General features: G+C 71.2%; 26 protein-coding genes. 10 read left to right on the top strand and 16 right to left on the bottom strand.

Annotated elements, in window-relative coordinates; translation table 11 throughout:
• The first annotated feature begins 54 nt into the window (after positions 1 to 54).
• On the top strand, positions 55 to 2,118 hold the full coding sequence (locus JJQ90_RS12310; RefSeq protein ID WP_216875792.1) for a methyl-accepting chemotaxis protein: 2,064 nt from the start codon (positions 55 to 57) through the stop codon (positions 2,116 to 2,118).
• A 33-nt stretch (positions 2,119 to 2,151) separates the two neighbouring features.
• On the opposite strand, the gene hisA is transcribed toward JJQ90_RS12310, so the two are convergent.
• From hisA to hisB, 5 genes are read right to left on the bottom strand one after another with little or no spacing between them, the layout of a single operon-like run.
• Positions 2,152 to 2,877: a 1-(5-phosphoribosyl)-5-[(5-phosphoribosylamino)methylideneamino]imidazole-4-carboxamide isomerase gene (gene hisA, locus JJQ90_RS12315; protein ID WP_216875794.1), complete on the bottom strand. Its 726-nt coding sequence runs from the start codon at positions 2,875 to 2,877 to the stop codon at positions 2,152 to 2,154.
• Positions 2,878 to 2,888: 11 nt separating this feature from the next.
• Complete coding sequence (locus JJQ90_RS12320; RefSeq protein WP_216875795.1) at positions 2,889 to 3,470, bottom strand: GNAT family N-acetyltransferase; 582 nt, start codon at positions 3,468 to 3,470, stop codon at positions 2,889 to 2,891.
• Positions 3,467 to 4,120: an imidazole glycerol phosphate synthase subunit HisH gene (hisH, locus tag JJQ90_RS12325; protein ID WP_216875796.1), complete on the bottom strand. Its 654-nt coding sequence runs from the start codon at positions 4,118 to 4,120 to the stop codon at positions 3,467 to 3,469. Before hisH ends, JJQ90_RS12320 begins: the two co-directional genes overlap by 4 nt.
• On the bottom strand, positions 4,117 to 4,515 hold the full coding sequence (locus JJQ90_RS12330; protein WP_216875797.1) for a DUF2628 domain-containing protein: 399 nt from the start codon (positions 4,513 to 4,515) through the stop codon (positions 4,117 to 4,119). The genes hisH and JJQ90_RS12330 overlap by 4 nt, the downstream gene beginning before the upstream one ends.
• A gap of 1 nt (position 4,516) precedes the next feature.
• Positions 4,517 to 5,113 (bottom strand): imidazoleglycerol-phosphate dehydratase HisB, encoded by a 597-nt coding sequence (gene hisB / locus JJQ90_RS12335; RefSeq protein WP_216875798.1) that lies wholly within the window; start codon positions 5,111 to 5,113, stop codon positions 4,517 to 4,519.
• A gap of 127 nt (positions 5,114 to 5,240) precedes the next feature.
• Between hisB and hslV the strand changes: the two genes are divergently transcribed.
• From hslV to JJQ90_RS12360, 5 genes are all read left to right on the top strand, one after another.
• Positions 5,241 to 5,819 (top strand): ATP-dependent protease subunit HslV, encoded by a 579-nt coding sequence (hslV, locus tag JJQ90_RS12340; protein ID WP_216875799.1) that lies wholly within the window; start codon positions 5,241 to 5,243, stop codon positions 5,817 to 5,819.
• Complete coding sequence (gene hslU / locus JJQ90_RS12345) at positions 5,816 to 7,132, top strand: ATP-dependent protease ATPase subunit HslU (protein ID WP_216875800.1); 1,317 nt, start codon at positions 5,816 to 5,818, stop codon at positions 7,130 to 7,132. The genes hslV and hslU overlap by 4 nt, the downstream gene beginning before the upstream one ends.
• A 92-nt stretch (positions 7,133 to 7,224) precedes the next feature.
• The gene (locus JJQ90_RS12350; protein ID WP_168032336.1) at positions 7,225 to 7,449 is read left to right on the top strand and encodes an AbrB/MazE/SpoVT family DNA-binding domain-containing protein; all 225 of its coding nucleotides are present in this window, start codon (positions 7,225 to 7,227) and stop codon (positions 7,447 to 7,449) included.
• 13 nt (positions 7,450 to 7,462) lie between these two features.
• Positions 7,463 to 7,852, top strand: coding sequence for a type II toxin-antitoxin system death-on-curing family toxin (locus tag JJQ90_RS12355; protein ID WP_216875801.1), 390 nt, complete (start codon positions 7,463 to 7,465; stop codon positions 7,850 to 7,852).
• A 17-nt stretch (positions 7,853 to 7,869) separates the two neighbouring features.
• Complete coding sequence (locus JJQ90_RS12360; RefSeq protein ID WP_216875802.1) at positions 7,870 to 8,691, top strand: EcsC family protein; 822 nt, start codon at positions 7,870 to 7,872, stop codon at positions 8,689 to 8,691.
• A gap of 16 nt (positions 8,692 to 8,707) precedes the next feature.
• Here the strand turns inward: JJQ90_RS12360 and JJQ90_RS12365 are convergent, their stop codons facing one another.
• Positions 8,708 to 9,409 (bottom strand): response regulator transcription factor, encoded by a 702-nt coding sequence (locus tag JJQ90_RS12365; RefSeq protein WP_216875803.1) that lies wholly within the window; start codon positions 9,407 to 9,409, stop codon positions 8,708 to 8,710.
• 94 nt (positions 9,410 to 9,503) lie between these two features.
• Here JJQ90_RS12365 and JJQ90_RS12370 point away from each other — a divergent pair, with 94 nt between their 5' ends.
• Both JJQ90_RS12370 and JJQ90_RS12375 read left to right on the top strand, forming a co-directional pair.
• Positions 9,504 to 10,220 (top strand): HugZ family pyridoxamine 5'-phosphate oxidase, encoded by a 717-nt coding sequence (locus JJQ90_RS12370; protein WP_216875804.1) that lies wholly within the window; start codon positions 9,504 to 9,506, stop codon positions 10,218 to 10,220.
• 128 nt (positions 10,221 to 10,348) lie between these two features.
• Entirely contained in the window at positions 10,349 to 11,944 is a 1,596-nt protein-coding gene (locus JJQ90_RS12375) for a phosphoenolpyruvate carboxykinase (RefSeq protein WP_216875805.1), read from the top strand.
• A 70-nt stretch (positions 11,945 to 12,014) separates the two neighbouring features.
• Here the strand turns inward: JJQ90_RS12375 and JJQ90_RS12380 are convergent, their stop codons facing one another.
• Complete coding sequence (locus tag JJQ90_RS12380) at positions 12,015 to 13,178, bottom strand: oxygenase MpaB family protein (protein ID WP_216875806.1); 1,164 nt, start codon at positions 13,176 to 13,178, stop codon at positions 12,015 to 12,017.
• An 83-nt stretch (positions 13,179 to 13,261) separates the two neighbouring features.
• On the opposite strand from JJQ90_RS12380, the gene JJQ90_RS12385 reads away from it, so the two are divergent.
• Entirely contained in the window at positions 13,262 to 14,029 is a 768-nt protein-coding gene (locus tag JJQ90_RS12385) for an SDR family oxidoreductase (RefSeq protein WP_216875807.1), read from the top strand.
• A 291-nt stretch (positions 14,030 to 14,320) separates the two neighbouring features.
• Here the strand turns inward: JJQ90_RS12385 and pdxR are convergent, their stop codons facing one another.
• Entirely contained in the window at positions 14,321 to 15,748 is a 1,428-nt protein-coding gene (gene pdxR / locus JJQ90_RS12390; protein WP_216875808.1) for a MocR-like pyridoxine biosynthesis transcription factor PdxR, read from the bottom strand.
• A 91-nt stretch (positions 15,749 to 15,839) separates the two neighbouring features.
• Here pdxR and JJQ90_RS12395 point away from each other — a divergent pair, with 91 nt between their 5' ends.
• Positions 15,840 to 16,562 carry a pyridoxamine 5'-phosphate oxidase family protein gene (locus JJQ90_RS12395; protein WP_216875809.1) on the top strand — a complete coding sequence of 241 codons (723 nt, stop codon included), beginning with the start codon at positions 15,840 to 15,842 and terminating at the stop codon, positions 16,560 to 16,562.
• 69 nt (positions 16,563 to 16,631) lie between these two features.
• On the opposite strand, the gene JJQ90_RS12400 is transcribed toward JJQ90_RS12395, so the two are convergent.
• The 8 genes from JJQ90_RS12400 to JJQ90_RS12430 form a co-directional block, all read right to left on the bottom strand.
• The gene (locus JJQ90_RS12400; protein ID WP_216875811.1) at positions 16,632 to 18,029 is read right to left on the bottom strand and encodes an ABC transporter ATP-binding protein; all 1,398 of its coding nucleotides are present in this window, start codon (positions 18,027 to 18,029) and stop codon (positions 16,632 to 16,634) included.
• Positions 18,026 to 18,838: an ABC transporter permease gene (locus tag JJQ90_RS12405; protein WP_230410601.1), complete on the bottom strand. Its 813-nt coding sequence runs from the start codon at positions 18,836 to 18,838 to the stop codon at positions 18,026 to 18,028. The genes JJQ90_RS12400 and JJQ90_RS12405 overlap by 4 nt, the downstream gene beginning before the upstream one ends.
• Complete coding sequence (locus JJQ90_RS26990; RefSeq protein ID WP_230410602.1) at positions 18,835 to 19,776, bottom strand: ABC transporter permease; 942 nt, start codon at positions 19,774 to 19,776, stop codon at positions 18,835 to 18,837. The genes JJQ90_RS12405 and JJQ90_RS26990 overlap by 4 nt, the downstream gene beginning before the upstream one ends.
• On the bottom strand, positions 19,764 to 21,284 hold the full coding sequence (locus JJQ90_RS26995) for an ABC transporter substrate-binding protein (RefSeq protein ID WP_230410603.1): 1,521 nt from the start codon (positions 21,282 to 21,284) through the stop codon (positions 19,764 to 19,766). The genes JJQ90_RS26990 and JJQ90_RS26995 overlap by 13 nt, the downstream gene beginning before the upstream one ends.
• 255 nt (positions 21,285 to 21,539) lie before the next feature.
• Entirely contained in the window at positions 21,540 to 22,271 is a 732-nt protein-coding gene (locus JJQ90_RS12415; RefSeq protein ID WP_216875816.1) for a lysophospholipid acyltransferase family protein, read from the bottom strand.
• A complete protein-coding gene (locus JJQ90_RS12420) occupies positions 22,268 to 22,888 on the bottom strand; it encodes a YdcF family protein (protein ID WP_216875818.1) in 621 nt (206 codons plus the stop codon). Before JJQ90_RS12420 ends, JJQ90_RS12415 begins: the two co-directional genes overlap by 4 nt.
• On the bottom strand, positions 22,885 to 23,751 hold the full coding sequence (locus tag JJQ90_RS12425; RefSeq protein ID WP_216875820.1) for a cell division protein FtsX: 867 nt from the start codon (positions 23,749 to 23,751) through the stop codon (positions 22,885 to 22,887). Before JJQ90_RS12425 ends, JJQ90_RS12420 begins: the two co-directional genes overlap by 4 nt.
• 17 nt (positions 23,752 to 23,768) lie before the next feature.
• Complete coding sequence (locus JJQ90_RS12430) at positions 23,769 to 24,713, bottom strand: cell division ATP-binding protein FtsE (protein WP_216875822.1); 945 nt, start codon at positions 24,711 to 24,713, stop codon at positions 23,769 to 23,771.

The raw sequence follows: 24,713 nt of genomic DNA on the forward strand, positions 1-24,713 counted from the left end.
GATAAAAAGACATCTGGGGGATAATGGGACAACCCAGAACAAGGCACGCAAATTATGCGTATCCGCACCATCTTCCTGCTCGGCTTCGCCATGATCGCGCTGCCGGGCCTCCTGCTATCCGGCTGGATCGCGAATGAGGCCTGGCGGGACGCGCGGCGCGCGGATGGCGCCATCCTCGCCACCCGCACCATCAACGACGTGCTTCGGGCCCAGGCCGCCTACGCCGTGCAGTCCGGCCGGCTCAGCGCCGCGCTGGTCCAGGCGCGCCCCAATCTGACCGAGTTGCAGGAGGGACACGCCACCGCGATCCGGCAGCTTGAGGCCGCGACCGGCAGCGCGCGCGCCGCCGGCTTCGACACGGCGGCGCTGCAGCGCACGCAATCCATCGCCACCGACCTGCTCCGCCGGGTCACCGCCGCGGTCCCCGCGCCCATCGAAGCCCGCGATCCCGCTATCCTGCGCGATCTGACCGCGGCCCGGGCCTCCATCGGCAACGAGCTGAGTGCCCTGGCGCTTTCCATCGGCAAGGCACTGGCGGCCCAGGCGCCCGGCCTGGCGGTGCGTGCGGAGGTGGCGATCCACGCCGCCAATCTGCGCGACCAGGCTGGTCGCCGCGCCCTGTTCATCACCTCCTGGCTCGGCGGCCAGCCGGTGCGCCTGGAGACCTTTGCGGCGGCCCAGGTGCTGACAGGCCGGATGCAGGAATCCTTCGCCAACATCGCGCGCCTGTCCGAAGCCCTGGCGACACCCAGGCTGCTGGAGGCCCTGGAGGCGCAGCGCCAGAGCTATGTCGCCCGGTCGGAGCCCGGCTGGTACCGGCTGATCGAGGAGGCGGGCACCCGCCTCGGCAATCCGACAACGCCCTGGAGCACCAACGTCGCCACATTCCGCCCCTTCTCAGTGGCGGCCTTGGCCGACCTGCTGAACATGCGGGACGCGGCGCTGGAGGTGGCGCTGGAAGCCGGCGAGGCGAATAGCGACCTGCATTGGCGCGAGGTGCTGTTCTCGGCCCTGGTCATGTCGGCGACGCTCGGCCTGCTTCTCGGCTGTCTTGTGGTGTTGCTGCGCCGCGTGCTGACCCCGCTGGGGGCGCTGACCGGGGTGGTGGGTCGGATTGGCGGCGGCGAGCTGACGCTGGATGTCCCTGGCCGCGACCGCAGCGACGAGCTGGGGGAGATGGCGGGCGCGATCGAGCAGCTGCGCCAGTCCTCGCTGGAACGGGTGGCGCTGGAAGCCGCCCAGGCCCGGGAACAGCAGGCCCGGCTGGCGCGCGCCGGCCAGATGGAGACGCTGCTGCACGGCTTCGAGGCGGAGACGGCCGGCGTGCTGCGGACGGTGGCCTCGGCGGCGACGGAGCTGGATGCGACGGCGGCCTCGATGGCCTCGACGGCGGAAAGCGGTGCGGCGCGGGCCACGGCGGTGGCGGATGCCTCGGCGCTGGCGAGCACGAATGTGGGCAATGTGGCGGCGGCGACGGAGGAGCTTTCGGCGTCCATCTCCGAAGTCGTGCGGCAGATCGAGGCCTCGGCGCGGGCGGCGCGGGAGGCGACGGAAGCGGCGGAGGCCACGGATGCGACGGTGCGCGGGCTGTCGGAGGCGGCGTCGCGGATCGGGGATGTGGTGCGGCTGATCGGCGATATCGCGGGGCAGACGAACCTGCTGGCGCTGAATGCGACGATCGAGGCGGCGCGGGCCGGGGAGGCCGGGAAGGGCTTCGCGGTGGTGGCGTCGGAGGTGAAGCAGCTGGCGGCGCAGACGGCGAAGGCGACGGAGGAGATCGGGGCGCAGATCGGCGCGATGCAGACGGAGACGACGCGGACGGTGGATGTGGTGCGGGCGATCGCGCGGACGATTGAGACGCTGAACGCGACGACGGCGCAGGTGGCGGAGACGGCCTCGCAGCAGGCGCAGGCGACGGCGGAGATCGGTCAGGCGGTGGCGGAGGCGGCGAGCGGGACGCAGCAGGCAGCGCACCATGCGACGGGCGTGTCGGAGGATGCGGCACGCACGGGGGCCGCTGCCGGGGATGTGCGCTCGGCCTCGGCCGATCTGGCGCGCCAGGCTGAAATCCTGCGCGGCAAGGTGGACACCTTCCTCAGCGACATCCGCGCCGCCTGAGGCGCGGTCGGCCCGGCGGCTGTGCCTCAGGCGCTACGCCGCCAGCCGCAGCGCCGCCACCGGGTCCACCCGGCCGTCATACAGCGCGCGCCCCAGGATGGCGCCGGCCACCACGCCATCCGCCTTCAGCGCCACGATGTCGTCCGTGGAGGCCACGCCACCCGAGGCGATCACCGGGATCGGCACGGCCCGCGCCAGCGCCGCGGTGGCTTCCACGTTCACACCGGTCAGCATCCCGTCCCGCGCGATGTCGGTGTAGATGATCGCCGCCGCGCCGCTCTCGGCAAAGCCGGTGGCGAGGTCGGTTGCCGTGGTGCCGCTGGTCTCGGCCCAGCCTTCGGTCGCGACGAAGCCATCCCGCGCATCGATGCCCAGCGCCACGCGACCCGGAAAGGCACGGCAGGCAGCCCGCGCGAAATCCGGGTCCTTCACCGCCGCCGAGCCCAGGATGATGCGGGTGACGCCGGCCGCCAGCCAGGCCTCGGCGGTTTCCATGTCGCGGATCCCGCCGCCAAGCTGCACCGAAAGCCCCGGCACCGCCGCGATGATGGCCTTCACCGCCGCCGCATTGGCCGGGCGGCCGGCGAAGGCGCCGTCGAGATCCACCACATGCACCCAGGCGAAGCCGGCGCGGGCGAAATCGGCGGCCTGCGCCGCCGGGTCGGCGTTGTAGACGGTGGCCTGCGCCATGTCGCCGCGCTTCAGCCGCACCACCTGCCCGGCTTTCAGGTCGATGGCCGGATACAACGTCAATGCCATGGTGTCGTCCTTCAGCGCGCGCCGATCAGGCTGTCCGTGGACCGGCCACGCCCCGGCTCCAGCAGCTTGTGGTAGAAATGCCCCGCGACCGTGCGGCCATCGACCCGCGCATAGGCGGGGTGGGTGCCCCAGCGCGTGTAGCCCAGCGCCTCGAACAGCGCGATGGCGCTTTCCTGGGTTTCCCGCACATCCAGGTTGAGCACGCGCAGCCCGGTGCCGGCGGCATATTCCTCCACCCGGTGCACCAGCTTGCGCGCCAACCCATGGCCCCGCGCATAGGGGGCGATATAGGCGTGGGTGAGCTGCGCGGCGAAGGCCTGGGCCTCGTTGTTGCGGGGCGGGCGCAGAAGCTGGGCGCTGCCGACGACGATCCCGTCCAGCCGGGCGATGAACAGGGTGCGGTCCGGCACCAGCAGCACGCCGCGGAAATGCCGCGCCAGGGCGGCGCGGTCCTGGCTCTGCACCCAGCCGAAGCCGCCACCCTCGATGATCGCGGCATTGGTCGCCTCGCAGAGATCGGCGAGGTCATGCGGGTTCAGGGAGGTCACGACCTCCACCACCATCTCATGCGTGCCGGCGCGCAGGCTGCTCATGGCTGCCAGGTCAGGAAGTTGGACAGGATGCGCAGCCCGACCAGGCTGCTTTTCTCCACATGGAACTGCGTGCCGGCCAGGTTGTCCCGCCCGACGATCGCCGCGACCGGGCCGCCGTAATCGGTGCTGGCCAGAAGCTGCGCCGGATCGCCGCCCGACAGGGCGTAGGAATGCACGAAATAGGCATGCGCGCCCGGGGCGATGCCGGCCAGCAGCGGATGCGCCGGCTGGTGCAGCGTCAGGCCATTCCAGCCCATCTGCGGCAGCGGCAAGGCGGCGCCGGCGGCATCGCGCGGGTCCATCGGCGCGATCTCCCCGGCGATCCAGCCGAGGCCTGGCGTCACGCCATGTTCCAGCCCGCGCTCCGCCATCAGCTGCATGCCGACGCAGATGCCGAGGAACGGTTTGCGTGCGCCAAGCACCGAATCCTCCAGCGCCGCGACCATGCCGGGCAGCGCATCCAGCCCGCGCCGGCAGGCGGCGAAGGCGCCCTGGCCGGGCAGCAGGATGCGGTCGGCAGCGCGCACATCGGCCGCCTCGGTGGTGACGGTGATTTCGGCGGGGAGGCCGGATTCGGCCACCACCCGTTCCAGCGCCCGCTGGACGGAGGCGAGGTTGCCGGAGCCGGGATCGATGATGGCAATCTTCATGGCGCGGTCCGCACCAGGTCCGGTCGCTGCTGCATCAGCCGGAACCAGGCGATCTCCCGATCCGGCGCCGCGACCACGGCGGCCATCGGCTGGCCGCGCCGCGCAAGGCGGGCGCGCAGCCGGTCCCGCGCCTCGAAACCGGCGAGGACATGCAAGGCGGGAATGACAACGCTGGCCCAGGCCTCCGGCAGCAGAAGCCCGGCGGCGATGACCAGCGCGAGCATCGCCAGCGCCTCCCACCACAAGCGGTTGGCGAGGAGCCAGATCGGCCCCAGCACGGCGGCCCAGAACGAAAAGCCTTCCTTGACCAGGACCGGCGGGCGCGACTTCGGCTCGGGCCAGCCCTCCGGCCCAGGCGGCGGGGGCGCTTCGGCGTGGACGGTGAAGAGCCTCATCTCAGCCCTCCAGGGAGCCCTTGGTGGATGGGATCACGCCCGCCGCGCGCGGGTCCGGCTCCACCGCCATCCGCAGGGCGCGGGCGACGGCCTTGAAGCAGGCTTCTGCCACATGGTGTGCGTTGCTGCCGGCTTTCAACGTCACATGCAGGGTGATGCCGGCGTTGAAGGCGAAGGCGCGAAAGAATTCCTCGACCAGCTCGGTGTCGAAGGTTCCGATCTTGGGACGCTGGAAGGGTACGGACCAGGCCAGAAAGGGTCGCCCCGAAATGTCGATCGCGGCCTCGGCCAGGGCTTCGTCCATCGGCAGCAGGCACTGGCCGTAGCGCCGGATGCCGCGCTTGTCGCCCAGGGCCTGGCGCAGCGCCTGGCCGAGCACGATGCCCACATCCTCCACCGTGTGGTGGTCGTCGATATGCAGGTCGCCCTTGGCCGCCACCGTCAGGTCCAGCAGCCCGTGCCGCGCGAGGGCGGTCAGCATGTGGTCGAAGAAGCCGACCCCGGTCGCGACATCGGCGCTGCCGCGGCCATCCAGGTCCAGCGTCAGGCGGATGTCGGTTTCCGAGGTGGCGCGGGCGAGGGTGGCTTGGCGCGTCATGGGCGTTGCACTACCCGATAGGGCGCGCCGGGTCCACGTCTTCGGCGGTGGCTGCCAGGGCAGGGATGCAACAGGCGCTGGTCGCCCCCCGCTTGCCGCGGGCCACGCCCCGCGCCATCTGGGCGTGATGCACGCGACACACGCACCCCCCTCCTCCAGCCACGACCCCCTCGGCTGGCACGGCACCACCATCCTCTGCGTCCGCAAGGACGGGCATGTGGCCATGGCCGGCGACGGCCAGGTCTCGCTCGGCCAGACCGTGGTCAAGGGCAATGCCCGCAAGGTCCGCCGTATCGCCCAGGGCAAGGTCCTGGCCGGCTTCGCCGGCGCCACGGCGGATGCCTTCACCCTGCTCGAACGGCTCGAAGCCAAGCTGGAGCGCTTCCCGGACCAGCTGGAGCGCGCCTGCGTCGAGCTCGCCAAGGACTGGCGCACGGACCGCTACCTGCGGCGGCTGGAGGCGCTGCTGGCGGTGGCCGACGGCAAGCGCAGCCTGCTGCTGACCGGCCAGGGCGATGTGCTGGAGCCGGAGGACGCCGTCATCGGCATCGGCTCCGGCGGCAATTTCGCCCTCGCCGCGGCGCGTGCGCTGCTGCCGGTGGATGGGCTCTCGGCCGAGGAGATCGCGCGGCGGTCCATGGCGATCGCCGCCGGCATCTGTGTCTATACCAACGGCAATATCGTCATGGAGACCATCCAGTCGTGACCGAGACCGTCAATCTCTCCCCGCGGGAAATCGTCTCGGAGCTGGACCGCCACATCGTCGGCCAGAACGACGCCAAGCGCGCCGTGGCCATCGCGCTGCGCAACCGCTGGCGCCGCCAGCAGCTTCCCGCTGGCCTGCGGGAAGAGGTGGTGCCGAAGAACATCCTGATGATCGGCCCGACCGGCTGCGGCAAGACGGAGATCGCCCGTCGCCTGGCGCGCCTGGCCAATGCGCCCTTCCTGAAGGTGGAGGCCACGAAGTTCACCGAGGTCGGCTATGTCGGCCGCGACGTCGAAAGCATTATCCGGGATCTGATCGAGGTCAGCATCACCCAGACCCGCGACCAGTCCCGCAAGGCCGTGCAGGCGAAGGCGGAGCTCGCCGCCGAGGAACGGCTGGTGACCGCGCTGGTGGGCGAAGGTGCCGCCGGCGAAACCCGCCAGAAATTCCGCCGCATGCTGCGCGAGGAAACGCTGGAGACCCGCGAGATCGAGGTGCAGGTGGCCGAGCAGCCCGCCGCCATCGGCATGATGGACATGCCCGGCATGCCCCCGCAGATGGGCAACATGCAGGAAATGCTGGGCAAGATGTTCGGCGGGCGGACGAAGCCGCGCAAGATGCAGGTGGCGGAGGCGCGCCAGCACCTGATCAAGGACGAGGCCGACAAGCTGCTGGACCAGGAGGCGCTGAACCGCGAGGCGATCTCCAACGCCGAGAACAACGGCATCGTCTTCATCGACGAGATCGACAAGGTCTGTGCCCGCACCGGCGAGGGCGGCGTGCGCGGCGGCGACGTGTCCCGCGAGGGCGTGCAGCGCGACCTGCTGCCGCTGATCGAGGGCACCACCGTCACCACCAAGCATGGCCCGGTGAAGACCGACCACATCCTGTTCATCACCTCCGGCGCCTTCCACCAGGCGAAGCCTTCTGACCTGCTGCCCGAGCTGCAGGGCCGCCTGCCGATCCGCGTGGAATTGTCGGCCCTGACGCGGGAGGACTTCCGGCGGATCCTGACGGAGCCGGAGCATTCGCTGGTGAAGCAGTATATCGCGCTGCTGGGGACGGAGGGCGTCACGCTCGACATCACCGAGGGTGCGACGGATGCCATCGCGGACCTCGCCGCCGAGATCAACGCGACGGTCGAAAACATCGGCGCGCGGCGGCTGGCCACGGTGATGGAGCGGCTGCTGGACGAGATCTCCTTCACCGCCTCCGACCGGGGTGGGGAGAGCATCTCGGTGGATGCGGAGCTGGTCCGGACCCGCGTGGCGCCGCTGGCGGGGAATGCGGATCTGTCGAAGTTCATCCTGTAGGGCAAAATGCAATAAGGGTTGGACGTTAGGGAAGCTAACAGTTATAACTTCTGTTGACACGCCGGTCGTTCCGGCGGACGATGGAGGCATGCATGGCAACCCTCAAGCTGCGGGCGATCGGCAATTCGGTTGGCGTCGTCCTGCCGAAGGACGTGCTCTCGAAGCTCGACCTTCGGGAGGGCGACACGCTGCACATGGTGGACAGCCCGGACGGCATTCGCCTGAAGCGTGCCGACCCGGAATTCGAACGACAGATGGAAGAAGCCCGCGCGGTGATGCGCCGCCGGCGCGCGGTCCTGCGCGAACTCGCCAAGTGATGGGGGCCAGGTGATGGCGGAGATCACCTGGATCACCATCGATGTGGCGCTGGCGATCCACGAGGAACAGATTTCCGAACATGGCGGTGGCGAAGGCCTGCGGGATCGCGGGCTGCTTGAAAGCGCGTTGGCGCGGCCGTTGAACCTGGCCGCCTATGAAGCCGCGGACCTTCCCGCCCTGGCCGCGGCGCTGGGTTGCGGCATCGCGCGCAACCATCCCTTCATCGATGGCAACAAGCGCACGGCGTTCGTGGCGGTCGAGACCTTCCTCGGGTTGAACGGCTTCGACCTGACCGCCGACGATGCAAACTGCGTCCTCACCATGTTGTCAGTCGCAACTGGCGAAATGTCCGAGGGTGACTTCGCAATTTGGCTACGCGCCCATACCGAACCGCGCGCCTGACACCCCATATCCCCTCCATGTCCATCACCCTCGCTCCCCCGCCCCCGGATATCCTGCCCGCCGAGGCCCGTGCCGAGCTGGCGCGCGCCGTGGCGAAGCTGGAGGATGTGTCCCTCGCCGCGCGCTTCTCGGCCGCCCTCGGCACGCCGATCGAGGCGCTGAAGAACCGGCTGCCTGGCGCGGCGCAATCGATGCTGGACGGCGCGGTGAAGCGCGCCTTGTCCTCCGCCATGCAGGCGGCGCTGCGGGCGCAACCCTCGGCCAATCCCACGCCGCTGCCGGCGGCCTGGTTCCACCGGGGCCTGGCGGCGGCGGCCGGCGCGGCGGGTGGCGCCTTCGGCCTGCCGGGGACGCTGGTGGAACTGCCGGTCTCCACCACCCTGCTGCTGCGCCAGATCGCCGCGGTGGCGGAAGCCAATGGCGAAACGCTCGGCGACCCGCTGATCGCCGCCGAATGCCTGAAGGTTTTCGCCCTCGGCGGGCGGGACAGCCGGGATGACGCCGCCGAATCCGGCTATTTCGCCGTGCGCCTGGCCTTGGCGGAGGCGCTGAAGGGCGCTGTCGGCAAAGGCATGGCCGGGGCCTTGCTGCCGGGTTTCCTCGGCACCATCGCCGCGCGCTTCGGCGGGCCGGTGGCGCTGAAGCTCTCGGCCCAGGCGGCGCCGGTGATCGGCGCGGCGGCCGGCGCCGCGGTGAATATCGCCTTCCTCGAGCATTTCCGCGGCATCGCGGAAGGCCACTTCACTGTCCGACGGCTGGAACGCCTGCATGGCAAGGTGGCGGTGAAGGCAGCCTATCAGGAGATCGAGACCGAGCGGGACGCCCGCTTCCTCGGCTGATGAACGCCCCGCGGCATCACGCCTCCTTGTAGCGATATCCCAGCCCGTACAGCGTCTCGATCTGCTGGAAGTCGTCGTCCACCTGGCGGAACTTCTTGCGCACGCGCTTCACATGGCTGTCGATGGTGCGGTCATCGACATAGATGTTCTCGCCATAGGCGCCGTCGATCAACTGATCGCGGTTCTTCACCATGCCGGGCCGCACGGCCAGCGCCTTCACCAGCAGGAATTCGGTGACCGTCAACTGCACCTGCTTTCCCTTCCACATGCAGGTGTGCTTCGTCTCGTCCAGCATCAGATCGCCGCGGGCGATGATGCCGCCGGCGGGGGTGCCGCTGCCCTCGGCGCGGCCGGCTTCATTGCGGCGCAGCAAGGCGCGGATGCGTTCCAGCAGCAGGCGCTGGCTGAAGGGCTTGGTGATGTAGTCATCGGCGCCGAGCCGCAGACCCATCAGCTCATCCAGCTCGTCATCCTTGCTGGTCAGGAAGATCACCGGCATGGCGCTGCGCTGGCGCAGCCTCTGCAGCAGCTCCATCCCATCCATGCGCGGCATCTTCACATCGAGCACCGCGAGGTCCGCCGGCCGGGCCATCAACCCCTGCAGGGCGCTTTCCCCGTCGGTATAGGTGCGCACGATGAAGCCTTCCTGCTCCAGGGTCATGGAGACGCTGGTCAGGATGTTGCGGTCGTCATCCACCAGGGCGATGGTGTGCGGCACAGTTCGGGACTCCTCGGGCGGCTGTATGGGCGCCTTCGTCACTGTAACGGGTAATTGTGGCAAAGCCGGGTCAGCATGGGAGGTGGTGACGAGGATGGCGGATATCGATCACGGATTTGCCGCCCGCAAGCTGTTGCGCGGCGCCGCTTCCGCCACCCTGGCCACGGTGACGGAGGGCCAGCCCTTCGCCAGCCTGGTGACCCATGCGGTGCTGCCGGACCTGACCATCCTGCTGCTGCTCTCCGACCTGTCCGAACACACCCGCCACCTGAAGGCGGAGCCACGCTGCGCCCTGCTGGTGCAGGGCCTGGCGGAGGAGGCCAATCCCCAGACCGCGCCCCGCCTCAGCGTGACCGGCCTGGCGGAGCTGGCGCCGGACGGGCTCAAGCCGCGCTTCCTGGCGCGCCACCCCTATGCCGCGCTCTATGCCGATTTCGGCGACTTCCACCTGTGGCGGATCCGCCCCGCCGCCGGGCTGCTGGTGGCGGGATTCGCCCGCGCCACGCGGTTGCGGCAGGCCGAGTTGCGGCCCGATCCGGCCGCCGTGACGGCGCTGGCACAGGCCGAGGCAGGAATTCTCGATCATGTGAACAGCGACCATGCGGATGCACTGGCTGCCATCGCCACCGGTCTTCTGGGCCGCCCAGCCGGCGATTGGCGCATGACGGGCGTCGATCCGGATGGTTGTGACCTCGCCGCGGGCGATTGCACCGCCTATCTGCCCTGGCCCGCGCCAGTTTCCGACTCCGCCGGGGTGCGCATGGGGCTGGTCCAGGCGACGCGGGAGGGTCGCGCGCGGCTGGCGGCATAAAGTAACCAAGCGGTTCGCATTGATTGTGACAGCTTACCCGCCCTAATTTGGCCGCGCTGGGCGCCCAGATGGGACGCGCGGTGCGGCTGGCGCGTTCGGTGCCCGCTGCGCCCTTTTGGAGGCTTGCGATGACATCCGAAATATCCGCCCTGTCCGGGACCGGCGTTGCCGGCTCGGCGACTGTCCACGCCAACCTGACCGCGCCGGGCCTCTATGCCCATGCGCTGCGCCGGGGCGAGGGGCGGCTTTCGGCGGATGGTGCCTTCATGGCGGTGACCGGCCAGCACACCGGGCGTTCCGTGCAGGACAAGTTCGTGGTGGACGATCCGGAGGTGCATGACGCCGTCTGGTGGGGCAAGATCAACCGCCCGCTGGCGCCTGAGAAGTTCTCGGCCTTCACGGCGAAGGTCCGGACCTGGCTCGGCGAGAAGCCGGAGCTGTTCACCCAGGACCTCTATGCCGGCGCCGACCCCGCGCATCGCATCAAGGTGCGGCTGGTGACGACGAACGCCTGGCACGCGCTGTTCGCGCGCAACATGTTCATCCGCCCGGCGCGTGAGGAGCTGGCCGACTTCAAGCCGGACTACACCATCCTGCACGCCCCGGAATATGAGGCCGACCCGGCCGTCGATGGCTGCCGCACCAGCACGCTGATCGCGCTGTCCTTCGCCGCGCGCACCATCTGCATCGCCGGCACCAGCTATGCGGGCGAGATCAAGAAGTCGATCTTCACCGTGATGAACTGGATCCTGCCGGATCGCGGCGTGCTGCCGATGCACTGCTCCGCCAACCTCGGCAAGGATGGCGACACCGCGCTGTTCTTCGGCCTGTCCGGCACCGGCAAGACCACGCTCTCCTCCGACCCCGAGCGCCAGCTCATCGGCGATGACGAGCATGGCTGGAGCGAGACCGGCGTCTTCAACTTCGAGGGCGGCTGCTACGCCAAGGTCATCAAGCTGTCCCGCGAGGCCGAGCCGCAGATCTGGGACGCGAGCCACCGCTTCGGCGCGGTGCTGGAGAATGTGGTCGGCGACGACTACGGCAGCCTCGACCTTGAGGATAACGGCCTGACCGAGAACACCCGGTCCTGCTACCCGATCGAGTTCATCCCGAACACGGTGCCCGGCGGCCAGGCGGGCAAGCCGAAGAACGTGGTGATGCTGACGGCGGATGCCTTCGGCGTGCTGCCGCCGATCGCCAAGCTGACCGCGGCGCAGGCCATGTACCACTTCCTGTCCGGCTACACCGCGCGCGTGGCGGGGACGGAAAAGGGCCTGGGCAAGGAGCCGCAGGCCACCTTCTCCACCTGCTTCGGCGCCCCCTTCCTGCCGCGCCATCCGGAAGTCTATGGCAAGATGCTGGCGGAACGCATCGCCAAGGATGGCGCCGAGGTGTGGCTGGTGAACACCGGCTGGACCGGTGGCGCCTATGGCACCGGCAAGCGCATGTCCATCCAGCACACCCGCGCGCTGCTGCGCGCCGCGCTGGACGGTTCGCTGGCCAAGGTGGAGTTCGAGACCGATCCCTTCTTCGGCCTGTCGATCCCGAAGGCGGTGCCGGGCATCCCCGCCGACGTGCTGAACCCGCGCAACAGCTGGGCGGACAAGGCGGCCTATGACAAGCAGGCTAAGCAGCTCGTCTCCCTGTTCGAGCAGAACTTCGAGACTTTTGCGGGTGCCGTCAGCGAGGACGTGAAGGCCGCCGCGATCCGCGCCGCCGCCTGAAAGCCTGGAAAGACATATCAACGGTCGATGGAATCGACCGTTGATATGACATGGGGCAGACCGGCCCGGATCAGTCCGGCCGGTCCGTCTCCGCATGCAGCTTGGCGGGAAGGCGGTAGCTGATGGGCCCCTTGTCGTCGTAGGACATGCCCAGCATGTGGCTGTATTGCTCGGCACGTCGGCGGCCTTCCCGCCCTGGCACCCACTTCCGCATCAGCCGATCCGTGCGGGCACGGAGCCGGAAGAAGGGCAGCACCCCGAAGGTCGAGAGCTTCGGGAAATTGAGCTGGTCCGAGATCTCATCGCCGAGCAGGGCACGCGAGACGCGATAGACGTATTGCGCCAGCTTGCGCCGCTTGTCGGGGTCCGTGATCCCGGCGACGAGGGCGGCCGAGTTGATCAGGCCATTGGCCACCAGGATCGCCTCCATCGTCGGCGGCGGCTCGCACATCCGCCCGATCCGGACGAGGCGCTGCGCGTCCTCGGCGGTCACCGCCTGCATCTCCAGCGGCACGCCCATCAGATGGCCGGAATAGCGCCAGGTGTGCATGAAGCTGTCGACCTCCTCCTGCGTCATCCGCAGGCCAAGCTGCTTGCCGCGCATCAGCAACTGGCCGGAGAAGGCGGAGGCGGCGAAGGCGATGTGGGACCCGCTGAGCGGCACGCCCCAGGCGGCCTTGTCCCATTCCTCCGAGCGGTTCAGCATCTGGCGCACCCGCGCATGGATCATCCGGATGCGGACGGAAAGCCTCCAGCCCTCCGCCTGCCGGTCCAGCCCGCCCGGCATGAAGATCTCGACCAGGTGGCGGTTGTTCTGGTGCATGCGCGACACGCCCGTATCCGTCACCCGCCCGGTGATGGCGAAGGACTTGCTGATCATCGTAGCGAAGCCCTCGACCAGCACAGCCCCGACGAAGGCGCCGAGCAGCAGTTCCAGATTGGCGTGGAAGGCATGGCTGCCGGCACGCGTGGCCTCCGGATCGTACCAGTCCGGCACGCGCTCGATCTCCGCGAACAGGGCGCGCATCGGCTCCGGCGCATCGGCCAGGGCGGCGCCGCCCTCCTCGATGCCCCGCTGGATCCAGAGTTTTTCCTCACCGGGCTTGAGCGAGGCCAGGGCGGCATCGGCCAGCGGATCGCCCTCGGTGATGAAGCGGAGGTAGGTTTCCGCCATCTGCGGATCGTGCTTGCGTGCCTCGGCGAAGCCGGCGGCGTAGTCTGTTGGGATGAGCATGGCCGTCGGTATCCTTCCATCATCAGCCTTCGCAAGCGGCCGACCGGTTGCAATCTAAACGAAAATCAATGGGGAAAACGCACATGAACCAGGCACATCTGCGCAAATTCGACCTGACGGGGCGCGTCGCCCTGGTCACCGGCGCCTCGCGCGGCCTGGGTGCGGCCATGTCGCGCGGGCTGGCGGAGGCCGGGGCCGAGGTCATCCTGAACGGCCGCGACAAGACGGCGCTGGAGGCGCAGGCGGAGGCGATGCGGGCGGATGGCCTCGCCTGCCGCGTCAGCGCCTTCGATGTGACCGACGGCAAGGCGGTGGAGGCGGCGGTGGCCGGCCTCGGCCCGATCGACATCTTGCTGCACAACGCCGGCAACCAGCACCGCGCCCCGATCGAGGAAACCACGGAGGCCGGCTGGCACAGCGTGATCGACACGCATCTGACCGCGCTGTGGCGGCTGTCCCGGCTGATCGTGCCAGGCATGAAGGAACGGCGCCGCGGCAAGGTGATCGCCACCGGCAGCCTGGCCAGCGACCTCGGCCGCGCCACCATCACGCCCTATGCCTCGGCCAAGGGCGGGTTGAAGATGTTCATCCGCGCGCTGGCGGTGGAACTCGGGCCGTGGAACATCCAGTGCAATGCGATCGGGCCGGGCTGGTTCGACACGGACATGAACAAGCCGCTGCTGGCCAATCCGGAATGGCTCGCCATGGTGCAGCGCCGCTGCCCCGCCGGGCGCTATGCGCAGCCGGAGGAGATTGCCGGCACGGCGGTGTTCCTGGCGTCGGAGGCGTCCGACTTCATCTCGGGGCAGTTGATCTTCGTCGATGGCGGCGTCACGGCGAGCATGAGCTGAGGCCGCGCTTCGTGCCAAGCCTTCGCGGGCTTGGGCGCAGGGTCGGGTTGCCGGGATCTTCAACCTGATCCCCGCGGGCCGGCCACTTGACCGGTCCGGGTGCCGCTCAGGCCTCATGCGCGCTCGCATCCCCCCGACCATCCTCGCCTCCCGCGCCGCCACCGGTCCGCGCGACGACCCCCCCTGCTTGGCCGCGCTCTTCCCGCGGCGAGGCAACGCTATCCAATATCCGCGGACGGCGACACGACGATCATGCCTCTGGGGACCATAGGCGACGCCTCTCGCGACGCTTCAGCCCGCCAGGGCCAGCGCCAGTTCCTCCACCGCCCAGCGCAGCGCGCCCGGGCTGTGGCCCGAGAAGCCCAGCATCAGCGCCGGTTGCGGGGCCGCCGCGCGGTACATCGGGCTGACCGCGCGCAGCGTCAGCCCGCGCCGGGCCGCCGCCGCCGCCATCGCCAGGTCGCACCGGCCATCCTTCGGCCGCGCCAGCAGCTTCAGCCCCTGCTCCGGCACCGCCACCTCCAGCACATCGCCCAGGCGGTCCCGCAGCGCTGCCGCCAGCGCATCGCGGGCCGCGCGATAGTTCAGGCGCATGCGGCGCAGATGCTGGGCGAAATGGCCTTCCGCCAGGAAATCCGCCACCACGCCCTCCGCCAGGGTCGGCGGATGCCAGTCGCTGCGCAGCCGGGCCGTCAGCACGGCGTCCCGCAGCCCGGGCGGCAGCACCGCGTAGCCCAGCCGCAGGCCGGGAAACAGCACCTTGCTGAAGCTGCCGACATAGATGACGCGGCCGGCCTCATCGATGCCCTGCAGGGCGGCCAGCGGGCGGCCGGCGTAGCGGAACTCGCTGTCGTAGTCATCCTCCAGCACCCAGGCGCCGGCGCGCCGTGCCCAGGCCAGTAACTCCAGCCGCCGCGCCATGGAAAGCACCACGCCCAGCGGATATTGCGAGGAGGGGGTGACATAGGCGAGCCGCGCCTGGGGTGCCGCCGCCACCCCCGCCGCCACATCCAGCCCCTGCCCATCCACCGGCACGGAGGCCACCGCCGCCCCGGCCGCGACCATCGCCGCCCGCACCGCCGGGTAGCCCGGATCCTCCATCCACACCGCATCGTCCGGCCGCAGCACCGCGCGCAGCACCAGGTCGATGGCCTGCTGCGCCCCGGCCGTCACCACCACCTGATCCGCTTCGCAGCGCACCGCGCGGGCGGCGCGCAGATAGGCCGCCACCGCCTCCCGCAGCTTCGGAGACCCGCGCGGGTCGCCATAGCCGAGCATGCCGTCATCGACGGCATCCAGGTGGCGCAGCATCAGGCCACGCCAGACCTTGCGGCTGCGCGCATCCCAGTCGACCCGGCCGGTGGTGAAGGGGGCGGTGCCATGGGGGCCATCGCCGGGGATCGGGCCATCCGGCGCGGCGGTGGGCCGCGACGGCGCTTCCACCGCCTGCGGCAGGGTGCGGGAGACTTCGGTGCCGGCGCCGGTCCGACCCTCCGCAAAGCCCTCCGCAATCAGTTGTTCATAGGCCGCGACCACGGTGTTGCGCGCCAGGCCCAGCCGCTGTGCCAGCGCCCGGCTTGGCGGCAGCCGAGCCCCCGGCGGCAGGTGCCCATCGAGGATGGATTGCCGGATGCCGAGATAGAGCTGCCGCAGCACCGGCACCGGACTGGCCCGGTCGATGCCCAGCAGCATGAGGTCGGAGGGATCAGCGGCCCACATTGGTCCAGCCTTGTGGGCCAGAATTGGCCCTTTCGCCGGACCAATATGGGGGCTTTGCTGGCCCCGTCGCCAGCCCTCCGGATGTCCCGCCATGCCCGATACCGCCAGCTACCCCGTCACCGAGCGCAACAAGGTCCGCCGCCTGCATGAACGGGCGCGCTACGACCATGACTCGGTCCATGCCATCCTCGATGCCGCGCTGCTGTGCCACATCGCCTATGTCATCGATGGCGCGCCCTATTGCACGCCGACGGTCTTCTGGCGGGAGGGGACGCATCTCTATTGGCACGGCTCCTCCGCCAGCCGGATGTTGCGCGTGCAGAAGCCCGGCGTGCCGGTCTGCCTGACGGTCACGCATCTCGACAGCCTGGTGCTGGCGCGCTGCGGCTTCAACCATTCGGTCGACTACCGTTCCGCCATGTGCTTCGGCCAGGCCCATATCATCGACGACCCGGCGGAGAAGGCCCGCGCGCTGGACGCGATGATCGACCGCCTCTACCCCGACCGCAACGCCACGCTGCGCCCGAGCACGGCGCAGGAGCTGAAGGCGACGATGGTGGTGGGGATGGAGATCGAGCAGGCCAGCGGCAAGGTGCGCGCCAAGGGTGTGGGCGACGAGGAGGCGGATTACGCCCTGCCGATCTATGCCGCGCGCATCCCGGTGACGCAGGTGCTGGGCGCGAGCGAGCCCTGCCCCCGGATGCCCACGGGCGTTTCGGCGCCGCCGGGCCTCGCCGGCTTCACCCCGGGACGGCGGCTGGATGAGGTGATGGCGGAGAACCAGGCCCGGCTCTACGAGGCCAGCCCAGGCTGAACCAGCGGCTCTTTGCATCCCTCCCCGGGGGATTCGAGATCAGGCCAAGGGCCTCCCCGGGGGGCAGGGTCAAGCGCCGCGCAGCGTGACCTGGCGCCCCGCCACCTTGCGCGCCATCGCGAGATCATGCGTCACCAGCAGCACGGCCAGCCCGCGCTCGCGCGAGATCTCCTGCAACGCGGCCATCGTCTCCTGCTGGGTGATGGGATCGAGGCGCGAGGTGGGCTCATCGGCGAACAGGAAGACAGGGTCCGGCAGCAGGGCGCGCGCGATGGCGATGCGCTGCAGCTCCCCGCCCGAGACCTGGTCCGGCCGGCGGTCGAGCAATGCATCCGGCACGCGCAGCCGGTCGAGCATCGCCGCCAACTGCGACCAGGCCACGCCATGCAGCGCCGCCGCCTCGGCCAGGGCGGTGCGCAGCGCGAGGCGCGGCGCGAAGGTGGCGACGGGGTCCTGGTACAGCTTCTGGTAGCGCGTGCGCACCAGGCCGCCGCGGCGGCGCACCACGCCCGCTGCGGGCCGCAGCAGGCCGAGCAGGACATTGCCCAGCGTGGTCTTGCCGCAGCCGCTTGGGCCGGTGACCGCCACCCATTCGCCGGCACCAACCGTCAGGTCCAGCGCCTCGAACAGGCGCCGCCCGCCCCGCTCGGCGGAAAGTCCGGTGGCGGACAGCACCTCGGCGCCCGGCACCGGAAGCTCGCCCTCGGCCCAGGCCTCCGGCTCGGCCGCCAGCAGACGCCGCGTATAGGCGTGCGACGGCGCATCAAGCACCTTCTCCGCGGAACCACGCTCCACCACCTCTCCATCCAGCATGACCATCACCTCGCCGCCCAGCGCGCGGGCGACGGCGACGTCGTGGGTGATGCAGAGCAGCGATCCGCCCTCCTGCAACGCGCCGCGCAGCAGGGCGACGACGGCGTCGCGCAACGCGGCATCCAGGCCCTTGGTCGGCTCATCGGCCAGCAGCAGCGGCGCCCCGCCGGCGCGCGCGGCGGCCACTGCCACGCGTTGCGCCATGCCGCCGGAAAGCTGGTGCGGGAAGCGCGTGGCGGCATTCGCCAGGCCGAGTGCCGCGAGATCCTCCCGCGCGCAGGCCGTGGCCTCCGACCGGCCCAATCCGCGCACGAAGCGGTGCCCCTCGGCGACCTGCGGCAGGACACGCATGGTGGGATCGAGCGCGAGCCAGGGTTCCTGCGGCAACAGTGCGATGCCGCGACCCCAGAGATGCCGCCGCGCGGCGCGGTCGCCCGCATCGGACACCGTGCCACCGAGCACGACCCAGCCGGAGGCGGAGAGCTCCGGCGCCAGCGTGCCCATCGCGGCCTCGGCCACCAGGGTCTTGCCCGAGCCGGTCTCGCCCACGATGGTCAGCGGCACGCCGGGCGTCACGCGGATCGACACGCCGCGCAGCAGGGCGGCGCCGTCGGCGCTGACGCGCAGATCGTCGATGGTCAGGGACGTGGTCATCGTGGATCCCGTCCCGCCAGCAATTGCAGGCCGAGCACCAGCGCGAACAGGCACAGGGCCGGCGCCAGCATCGCCAGCGGCGCCTCGTCGTAATAGGGCAGCAGCTCCACCATCATCAGGCCCCATTCCGCGGTCGGCGGGCGCAGGCCGATGCCGATGAAGCCGAGCGCGCCGACCGCCATCACCGCGCCGGCGAAGCCGAAGGCCGCGAGCGTGCCGAACAGCGGCGCCATCTCCGGCAGCACATGCCGGCGCAGCACATGCCAGGGCCCGAAGCCGAGCAGCCGCGCGGCCTCCACTGCCGGCGCGGAGAGCAGCGCGCCGGAGGCGGCGCGCGTCACGCGGAACCATTCCACCCACATCGCCAGCGACAGCCCGAGGAACAGCGGCCAGAAGGCGCCCGGCGCCAGCGCCACGACCAGCAGCACCAGCAGCAGCCCCGGCAAGGCGAGCACCGCATCGCCGAAGCCGGACAGCACGCGGTCCGTCCAGCCGCCGGCCCAGGCGGCGAGCAGGCCGAGCAGGATGCCGGGCACCGCGGCCGCCACCACCGTGGCAGCACCGAGCGAAACCGAAAGCCGCGCCGCATGCACCAGCCGCACCAGCACAGACCGCCCGAGTTGGTCGCGGCCGAGCAGCGCATCGGGCGATGGCGGCTGCAGCACCGCCGAGAGGTCCTGGCGCGTCGGGCTGCCATCGACCAGCAACGGCCCCGCGATGGCCATCAGCACGACCAGCCCAACCAGCGTGGCGCCGAGCAGGCGCGCCGGCGATTGGCCGCGCGCCGCAATCCGTCGAAGGCCTCTCATCCGCGTCGCCTCGGATCCGCGGCCAGGATCGCCACATCGGTGAAGGCGTTCAGCGCCACGAAGATCAGCCCGAGCGACAGCGCCGTGCCCTGCAGCATCGGCACGTCGCGCGCGGAGATGGCATGCGACAGGGCATGGCCGATGCCCGGCCAGCCGAACAGGCTCTCCACCACCACGACGCCTTCGACCAGCAGCGCGAGATTGACGCCGAGATAGGCAAGCACCGGCACCGCGGCGTTGCGCGGCACGTGTTGCCGTACGGCCTGGGCGCGGGTCAGGCCGCGCAGCAGGGCGAAGCCGAAGAAGGGCGCGTTGACCGCCGCGACCGTCGCATCCCGCGCCACCCGCGCCGAGGCCGCCGCCAGGCCGAGCCCGAGCGCCAGCGCCGGAAGCACCAGGTTCTCCGTCGCATGGAAGCCGGCGACCGGCAGCCAGCCCAGCGTCACGCCGAAGACCAGCATCAGCCCGATGCCGAGCGCGAAGACCGGCAGCGCGCGCAGCGCCGCGGCACCGACCATCCCGGCCTGGTCCAGCACGCCGCCCGGCCGCAGCCCCGCGAAAAGCCCCAGCGCCGGTCCCGCGAGCAGCGCGAGCGACAGCGCGGCCAGCGACAGCAGCAGCGTGTGGCCGAGCTGATAGGCGATCTCCACCACGACCCTCTCGCCGGTGACGAGCGAGACGCCGAGGTCGCCCTGTGCCAGCCGGCCGACCCAGGCCAGGAACTGCTCCACCGCCGGCCGGTCCAGGCCGAGCTCGGCGCGCACCGCATCGGCGCTGGCCGCCGTCACCCGGTCGTAGCCGTAGCGGCCCTCGGCAACACGCATCGCCTGGTCACCGGGCAGCAGGCGCACCAGCGTGAAGCACAGCCCGCTCACCAGCACCGCGACGAGCACCGCCTGAACACCCCGCCGCAGCAGGGCGCGCGCTACTCCGCCCAACGGATCGTCTCGATGCGGTAGGAGAGTTCCAGCGGGTCCACGCTGACATTCGCGAGGCGGCGGGAGATGGCGACGCGGTGGTCGTACCAGACCACCGGGATCACCGGCAGCTCGGCCTGGAGGATGGTCGAGGCCCGGCCGCGCAGCGCGGCGCGCTCCGCCGGATCCGTGCTGCGGCCGAGTGCGGCGAGGATTTCGATCAGCTCCGGCGAGTTCCAGCCCATCGCGCCCCAGTCGCCGCCGCGCGGGCCGAAGTCGGCCAGCAGCGTGCCGATGGGGTCGGGCACGAGGGAGAAGTTGCGCGCCATCAGCCCGGCCTCGAGCGTGCCGTCGCGATGGCCCGCCGGGATCTCGCTCGACACCACCACCGCGACCTGCATGTCGATCCCGACCTCGCGCAGGGATTCCTGGATCGACGCCGCGACGACCGGCAGTTCCGGGCGCGTCGAGAAGGTCCGCAGCGTGAATCGGAACGGCCGCCCCTCGCGCGCCAGGATGCCACCGGCACCCGGCGTCCAGCCCGCCTCGGCCAGCAGGCGGCGCGCCTCCGCCGGATCGCGCCGCAGCGACGCCAGGCCCGGGACGTGCCATTCCGCCAGCGTCGGCGGAAAAAGCTGCGTCGCCGCCGCCGCGGGCGAGCGCAGGATGCCGCGCGCGATGCCCTCGCGATCGATGGCGAGGCTCACCGCCTGTCGCGCCCGGACATCGGCGAAGAACGGCAGGCCGGCATTCAGCTTGAGAGTCTGCGTGCGCGGGATCGGCATCACCCGCACCTCGACGCGCGGGGACCGGCGGAGCCGGTCGGTGCCGGCGGGATCGAGGGTGAAGACCAGGTCGGCGCGGCCGCTCTCCGCCATCAGGGCGCGGGTCTCGCCGCGGGCCACCGATTCGTAGACGGCGCGCGCGATGGCCGGCGGCGGGCCGCCGTTCCAGCCCTCGAAGCGCTCGACCTCGAAGCGGAAGGGCGGTTGGAAGCCGGCCAGGCGGTAGGGGCCGGTGGCGATCAGGCGCCGCACCGCGCCGGCCTCGTCCCAGGATGCGGGGGCGAGGATCTGGCTGGAGGATTCCGCCAGGAAGGCCAGCAGCGGGGTGAAGGGGGTGGAGGTCCGCAGCTCCACCACGCCGGGACCATCGGCGGCGATGCTGGTCAGCGGTGCATTGGCGAGCGGGCCGGGCTGCGCGCGGGCGCGCAGCAGGGACGCCGCCACCGCCTCGGCGGTCACCGGCGTGCCGTCATGGAAGACGGCGCCGGCCCGCAGCGTCATGCGCCAGGTCAGCCGGTCCTCGGACAGGGTCCAGCCGGAGGCGAGCTGGGGCACCGGTAGCCCGCCATCATCGGCGCCGACCAGGGTCTCGGCAACGCCCATGCGGGTGAAGTTGAACCCGTCGCGGCTCGGCTCCAGGGAGTCGACGTGGAAGGGCGCCACCACGCGAAGCGGCTGCTGGGCCAGGGTCATGCCAGGCCAGAGCGCCAGGGCGAAAAGCGACAGAGCGGTGCGGCGTATCATGACTTGGCCCTGGAGCTTGGTATGTCATGTTATAACATTTCATAAATTTGCTGCAAGCCGGGCCCGGCGGTTGCGACAGGCAGGCAGCAAGGTGGCAGTCCGGTGCCCACCGCTTCTGCTCCGGCCGCAGGCTGCTTTCGGCAAACCTCGGCGAACACGCGATGCTGGCAGCCCCCAGACACGCCAGAGGCGTGACGCACCGGCTTTGGCGCGCATTCAAGCGCTCGAACCGGTCAAGAGACCGGCCCGCCGGTATTACCCCGCCGGAGCCCCATGCTGCGGCTCGGCCATCAGCCGGTCCGTCTCGCCCTCGATCTGCGTCTCCAGCGCCGTCAGCATCGCCGCCCGGTTCAGCTTGGGCGGCAGCGGCGGCAGGACGGAGATACGGATCACGCCGGGGCGCTTCAGGAAGTGCCGCCGGCCCCAGACCCGGCCGCTATCGGTCGCCACCGGCACCACGGGCGCCCCGGTGCCGGCGGCGATCGCCACCACGCCGGGCTGATAGGCCACGCGGTCGCCCACCGCGGTGCGCGTGCCTTCCGGAAAGATCACCACCTGCCGGCCGGCGGCCACCGCCGTGGTGGCCGCGCGCAGCATGTTGCGCAGCGCCACGCCGCCGCCTTCCCGGTCCACCGGAATCATCCCCGCCTTGCGCGCATGCCAGCCATAGAGCGGGATCGCCAGCAGTTCCTTCTTCATCACATAGGCGGGGTCCGGCAGCAGGCTCAGCCAGATGATGGTGTCGAAGGCCGATTGGTGCTTGGCGGCGATCACCACGCCGCCCGGCGGCAGGTTCTCCCACCCCCGGATTTCCACGCGCACGCCGACCGTGAAACGCAGCGCGCCCACCACCAGCCAGGCCCAGAACCGCGTCACCCCCATCGCCGCGAAGCGCGGCATGAACAGCGCCGGGACCGCCAGCAGGGACACCACGGCGGTGATGCCGAAAAACAGGATGTTGAAGGCCAGGGACCGCAGCCAGATCATCGGGGAGCCGTTTCCTTCGCCGGCAGGAAGCGGGTCACCCCGGCCGCCGCCATCACATACTTCAGATACTCGCCGGACAGCAGGGTCCAGCGCCGCAATCCCGAAAGGCCCCTGCCCCGCCCGCTGGGCTCGCGCAGCGCCGCCGGCGTCACCGGATGCGGCACCACCACCAGCCCGGGCGCCGCGCGGCGCAGCTCCAGCAGCGCGCGCGGCATGTGATAGCCGGCAGTGACCAGGCGGAGGGACGAAATGCGCCGCCCGCGCGCATAGGCCGCGACTTCCGCCGCATTGCCCAGCGTGGTCGCCGCCGCCTGGCCCAGCGCGACCTTGCCGGCCAGCGCGGCCGGGTCGCGCCCATGCGCCCGCGCCAGCTCCGCCAGGGTCAGCCCGGCGCTGGTGCCGGAGACCAGAAGGCGCGGCGCCGCCCCCTGTTCCAGCAGCCGCAACCCGGTCTCCACCCTGTCGCCGCCGCCGGTCAGCACGATGATCGCCTCGGTGGGCCGCAGCGGGTCATCCACCGCCGCATCCACCCCATCCAGGAATCGCAGGAAGCCCCAGCCGAGCGCCAGCAGCCCGATCAGGACCGCGATCCCGAGCCACCGGAACAGCCGCCTCACGGCAATTCCCGCAACCAGCGCCGCACCGTCGCCTGGGCGGTGCCCCAGCCGAGCAGGTAGGCCACCGGCGGCAGGGCCAGCAGCGCCGCCCAGGGCAGCCCGGTCAGGCTGTCGAGCCGCCCCTCCCCGCCCACCCAGGGTCCCGCCAGATTCGCCAGCAGCGCCAGGGCCGGCACGGCGATTCCGGTGCCGACCACGGCGCCGGTGGCCGCCAGCATGCCGAGGCGCCGGGCGAAGCGGCCGGCGATATCGCCATCCCGCGCGCCCAGGCCGTGCAGCACCTCGATCGCATCGCGCCGCGCGGCGAGGCCCGCCCGGGTCGCCACCGCCACCACGGCCGCCGCCACCACTGCCACCAGCAGCAGCACGCCGAGCGCCATGGCCTGCAGGCTGCGCGCCAGCGCCGCCAGCCGCTGCACCCAGATGCCATGGGCCTCCACCAGCGCGCCGGGCACCTCCGCCGCCAGCCGGTCGCCGATCAGCACCGGGTCGGTGGTGGCGCTGCGCAACCGCAGTTCGATCACCCCTGGCAGGGCGATGGCGGGGCTGTCGCCGAGCCAGGGGCGCAGCAGCGTGGCGAGCCGGTCCGGCGCCATGGCTTCCGCGCTCGCCACCTCCGGCATCCGGCGCAGCGCGTCCAGGGCGCGGTCCAGGCGGACGGCGTCGGAATCGGGGATCTGCACGGTCACCGCCGCGGCGGCGCCGCGTTGCCAGCGCTCGGCCAGCCCGGCCGCACCCTGGGCGCCCGCCAGCGCCAGCGCGGCGAGCAGCGCCATGGCGGCGACCAGCCCCGGCAGCAGCAGCCCGGACAGCGCCCGGCGCAGCCCGAGCGGGTCGCGCGAGTAGCGGCGGCGCCTAGCCACCTTGGGGCCTTCCGCGGCTATTCACGGCGCAGGCCGCGACGGATCGAGGGCAGCCGCCCATAGGGGGGCGCGCGATTGGCGCGCACCGGCGGCTCCGGGAAGGGATCCTCCCCGGCCGGATCGGGTGGCGCCTCATGCGGCGGGGCGAAGCGCTCTTCCGGCCAGTCGTCCTGGGCATCCTCGGCGGCCGCCACGGCCTCGGGCTCCGCCGCGGGGGCGCGCGGCTCGGGCCAGGCCTGGTCGGGCCGTTCGGACGGCACCTCCTCCACCCCCCGCGCGCCGTCCACGTCATGCAGCCGGCCATCATGCAGCAGCAGGGAGGGCGCCGGGAAGCGGGAGACCAGATCCTCGTCATGGGTCGCCACCACCACGGTGGTGCCAAGCCGGTTCATCTCCCGCAGCAGGGCCAGCAGGCGGCGCGCCTGGTGGCTGTCGAGGTTGCCGGTCGGCTCATCCGCCACCAGCAGCGCCGGGCGATGCACCACGGCGCGGGCGATGGCGATGCGCTGCTGTTCGCCACCCGACAGTTCCGGCGGCAGCGCCTCCGCCCGCCCGGCCAGGCCGACCCAGCGCAGCATCTCCGTCACATCGGCGCGCAGCGAGGCCTCCGGCCGGCCGGCGAGGCGCAGCGGCAGCGCCACATTGTCGAAGACGGAGAGATAGGGCAGCAGCCGGAAGTCCTGGAACACCACGCCGACCCGCCGCCGCACAGGCGCCAGCGCCGCCCGCCGGGCGCGGGAGGTGCGCAGGCCAAGCACCTCCACCTCCCCCCGCGTCGGCCGCAGGGCCAGATGCATCAGGCGCAGCACGGAGGATTTGCCCGCCCCGGAGGGGCCGAGCAGCCAGGTGAAGGACCCCTGGGGGAGGGCAAAGGTCACGTCGACCAGCGCCTCCGGCCCCCATGATCCGGTATGCGGCCCACCGCCGGGGTAGCGAAGGCCGACCGCCTCGAAGCGCACCAT

Source organism: Falsiroseomonas oleicola, from assembly GCF_019029495.1.
GTDB lineage: Bacteria > Pseudomonadota > Alphaproteobacteria > Acetobacterales > Acetobacteraceae > Falsiroseomonas > Falsiroseomonas oleicola.